The sequence below is a fragment of the Corallococcus terminator genome, from assembly GCF_003611635.1.
In the GTDB taxonomy this organism is placed as follows: domain Bacteria; phylum Myxococcota; class Myxococcia; order Myxococcales; family Myxococcaceae; genus Corallococcus; species Corallococcus terminator.
Genome location: NZ_RAVZ01000543.1, coordinates 1 through 3,686 on the forward strand (window position 1 = coordinate 1; position 3,686 = coordinate 3,686).

At 63.0% G+C, this 3,686-nt stretch carries 5 protein-coding genes; 2 read left to right on the forward strand and 3 right to left on the reverse strand.

Going from position 1 to position 3,686, the window contains the following annotated elements:
- Positions 1-98 precede the first annotated feature (98 nt).
- Positions 99-818 (reverse strand): DUF11 domain-containing protein, encoded by a 720-nt coding sequence (locus tag D7V88_RS45615; RefSeq protein ID WP_147449081.1) that lies wholly within the window; start codon positions 816-818, stop codon positions 99-101.
- A gap of 481 nt (positions 819-1,299) precedes the next feature.
- Between D7V88_RS45615 and D7V88_RS39725 the strand changes: the two genes are divergently transcribed.
- Together D7V88_RS39725 and D7V88_RS39730 are read left to right on the forward strand one after the other, a co-directional pair.
- On the forward strand, positions 1,300-1,689 hold the full coding sequence (locus tag D7V88_RS39725) for a transposase (RefSeq protein ID WP_120545712.1): 390 nt from the start codon (positions 1,300-1,302) through the stop codon (positions 1,687-1,689).
- Positions 1,690-2,213: 524 nt separating this feature from the next.
- Positions 2,214-2,657 carry a hypothetical protein gene (locus D7V88_RS39730; protein WP_120545713.1) on the forward strand — a complete coding sequence of 148 codons (444 nt, stop codon included), beginning with the start codon at positions 2,214-2,216 and terminating at the stop codon, positions 2,655-2,657.
- Positions 2,658-2,951: 294 nt separating this feature from the next.
- Here the strand turns inward: D7V88_RS39730 and D7V88_RS39735 are convergent, their stop codons facing one another.
- Both D7V88_RS39735 and D7V88_RS39740 read right to left on the reverse strand, forming a co-directional pair.
- On the reverse strand, positions 2,952-3,341 hold the full coding sequence (locus D7V88_RS39735) for a transposase (RefSeq protein ID WP_244238646.1): 390 nt from the start codon (positions 3,339-3,341) through the stop codon (positions 2,952-2,954).
- Between the two features lie 11 nt (positions 3,342-3,352).
- A partial coding sequence (locus tag D7V88_RS39740) for a transposase (protein ID WP_147449082.1) occupies positions 3,353-3,686 on the reverse strand: 334 nt, incomplete at its 5' end.

The window sequence follows — 3,686 nt, forward strand, 5'->3', positions numbered from 1 at the left end:
ACACCCGCGACTGGACACCCACGGGCCCCGTGCGGCTCAACCCTTCCCCGAACCTCACCCCTCTCGTTCCAACAATGACCGCAGCTGCTTGACCTGTTTCACGCGACAACTACGTTGACACTCACCGTGACCGTCCCCGACGCGGTGTGGGTCGCCACCACGGACACGGTGACGGTCGCCCCAAGAGCCAGGTCCCCGAGCTTGCAGGAGATGAACATCCCCTTGCGGACGCAGGTCCCACTGGAGGCCGTGATGGCGCCAATGTTGACGTTCGCGGGAAGGTCGACCGTCAGGCTCGCATGGTGATTCACACCCGAGCCAGCATTGTGGACGGAGAAGGTATAGGTGGTGGCCGCACCCGCGATGGGCTGGGCCGGAGCGCTGGTGCCACTGAGTTCCAGATCGCTGATGAAGGCGCTGGGATCGCAATCATCTCCGAAGCCGTCACCATCCGTGTCTGTCTGGGCGGGGTTGCTGAGCGACGGGCAGTTGTCGGAACCATTGACCACCCCATCGCCGTCTGTATCGACCAGCGCCCTGTCGTCGAAGACCTCATGGGAGAGTTCTTGCAAGGGCGCGCCCGCCGGAGTGGAGAGAAGGTCGTAGCCGGTCTGGTTGCCCAGTCGGAGGTTCGCCCAATCGTCCTGACCGTGCATCAGGGTCGTCCCGTCCGGAAGATGGCTGCTGTCGCCATCGTCGTCACCCGTACATCCCAGCGAGGTCAGGACATTGAGATCCTGACTGACGCCAAGGTCTACCGCGCCACCAGCGTTCTGGTTCCAAAGGAGACGCGATCCGTGAGCGCCAGCGTCAACCACGGGTGGGCATTGACAGTTCAGAGCGCCACCATCATCTTGAATGTGTTCGCAAGGGCTGTAACACAGCGGCAAAACGTGCCGTGACGAACTCCCCCAAGAGCCTGCATGGCGCGCGACTCCGGACCCCGTTCTTGGGCTTCGCGTGCACGCCAATGGCTGCCACACCAGAACAAGCACCCCAGTGACAACGACTGCCCCATAGCCGCGGGCGGCACGTGACGGGGAGGCAGGGCCTTGGCGTGTGGACCGACGCTCTGGGAGGACACTCATGATGGACAGTGGAAATCCTATCGCGAACAGATGCGCTGCACAGGTGCTGAGATCCTGTTGAAATGGAGCGAGCAGGCAAAGGTATTGAGGAAATAAGATGCTCGACCTCCCAATGCGCACGGGCACGCCGTATCCGAGCGACCCGACGGACGAGCAGTGAGCCCTCATTGAGCCGTTTGTTGGCGCCATGGGAGGCAACCCCAAGTAGCAGGTGTATCCACGCCGCGAGGCAAGGAATACTATCCGCTACGTGACGAGGACGTGCGTGCCGTGGCGCGACCTGCCGCACAACCTCCCCGACTGGCAAAGCGTCTACCGCTACTTCCGACTGTGGAAGAAGGACGGCACCTGGGAGCGCGTACACGATGCGCTGCGTGGAAAGGCGAGCAAAGCCGTAGGGCGTGAGCAAGCGCCGACAGCGGGAATCATGGACAGCCGAGGCTACGACGCGGGCAAGCAGGTGAAGGGTCGCAAGCGCCACCCGCTCGTAGATGGGCCGGGACTGGTGCTGGTGGCCTGGGTGACAGCAACTGACGTGCAGAACCAGGATGCCTCGGCAGGTGCAGTGCTCCCGCGCTCCTCCGAAAAATTCCCTCGTTGAACAAGGTTTGGACAGATGCGGGCGCCCAAGGGTCTGTGGTGGCAGACGCCGCGAAGGAGGCCGGACTGAAGGTGGAGATTGTCCGGCACTCCGAGGAGGACAGGGGCTTCGCTGTGCAAAAACGCCGCTGGGTGGTGGAGCGCACCAACGCGTGACTGACGCGCCAGCGGCGCTTGGCTCGCGACTACGAGCGTCACGAGCACTCTTCCGAAATCCTCATCCACATCGCGATGACCCGCATCATGCTGCGCCGCCTCGCGTAGCGGTCAACTCAACAGGCTCTGAATGCTGGGGTAAGCAAGAAGCAGCGCCTATCAACAGCGATGACGGTGGCCCTCCGTGCGCCCACGGCAGCCCTTGATTCCCGCCGTTGCGCCCAGACCTTGATGCCTGTATACAACCTATGCCTCTGGGACCGAGTGAAGTCGACCAGGGGAACTTGACCGTTCACTGATGCAGCTTTTTTGACCATCCCTGACACGCGGAGACCCCGCGAGAAGCAAGCCCCCCAGATGCGCACAAGAATGCCCAAGGCCCAGGATGATCTCGTCCAGGCCCTCGCTCGCGCGCGCGACCTTAAGCCAAGGCTTGAGGCTGCCGCCGACGAGCTGAACCGATCTATTGAAGCCGTTGAGTCGACACTCTCGAATATGCAGCTAGGTGTTCGGGCATCCATCACCATGGAGTCCTTGGACGAGGACGGCTGGAGCCGAGACCTGACGTTCGGGAAAGAGTCGCGGACTTGGCGACTCCTCATCGAAGATGGCTTCTCGGATCCCGAGATGCCTCATTCGACCACCCCGCTCTTGAACTGCAGCCGCGAGATCCGCTTGAACGCGGCAGAGCTGTTGCCCGACTTGGTGAGGAAGATGGTTGCGACGGCCGAGGAAGAAATCCGGCGCGTCGAAACCGCCACCGCGATGGCGCGCAAGGTGGCGGCCGCGCTCTCCTCGGAGGAGCCCAAGTGATACACCTCGCGCCGAAAGGGCCACAGCGGCCCCACTCGCCAGCTCTCATCCTCGGGGTCATCGCGCTCTTGCTGATCACCACAACCATCCTCGTGCTGAATGCATACGAGCTGAGGGTAAAATGGAAGGATGGCGAGTTGCAGATGCGCCCGTCCCCTGCTCAGGCTGAAGTCAAGCCATAGGCGTACTTTGGGGTTGGCTAGTCATGACTTTGACAAGCACCTAGCCAACCCCAAAGGATTACGCAGTAAACTTCTGTTGGGCAGTCGAGCGCTTGCGGCGCCTTTACAGCCTCTAACAAACGTCAGGGTAGAGGCGTCGTAGGAGCATGACGCAGCAGCCGAGGACGAGGACGCCGAAGTGGACATCGTCCCTGCGCTCATCGCGGACGCGAAGGCGGCCCAACTGGTTCTTCCAGGCCAGTGTGCGCTCCACCACCCAGCTGTAGCGTCCCAGCCGTTCCTTGGACTCGACGCCTGGGCGGGCGATGCGCGGAGCAATACCGCGCAGGCGCAAGCCGAGTCGGTTCTTCCTGGAGGCATAGGCTTTGTCGCCGTGGACCTTCGCGGGGCGGAAGCGTCGCTGCCCCGAAGGCATTCTCACCGCGGGGACGGAGTCGACGAGCGGGAAGAGTTCATGCGTGTCGTGCACGTTGGCCGCTGTCACGGACTCCGTCAGAGGCAGGCCGTGGGCGTCTACGAGAAGATGATTTTTGCTACCCGCCTTCGCTCTATCCGTCGGGCTTGGGCCCGTGAGGGCCCCCTTTTTGACGCCCGCACGGACGAGGAGTCGATGGAGGCGCGCGAGAAGTCCATCTTGCCTCGCAGCCCCAGCTCATCCAGCAGCCGCGCCTGGAGCTGTTCCCACACACCGGCCCGGGTCCATTCCTCCAGCCTGCGCCAGGCTGTCATGCCCGACAGGCCGAACTGCTTGCGAGGCAGCATCTCCCACGGGATGCCGCTCCTGAGCACGAAGACGATGGCCTCCAGCGCCGCCCGGTCGTCCGCACGAGGGCGGCCCAGCTTCTTC

What these genes read in the sequence shown, in the direction of transcription:
- D7V88_RS39730 (WP_120545713.1), top strand. Translation starts at nt 2,214, where the DNA reads ATGCCCAAGGCCCAGGATGATCTCGTCCAGGCCCTCGCTCGCGCGCGC.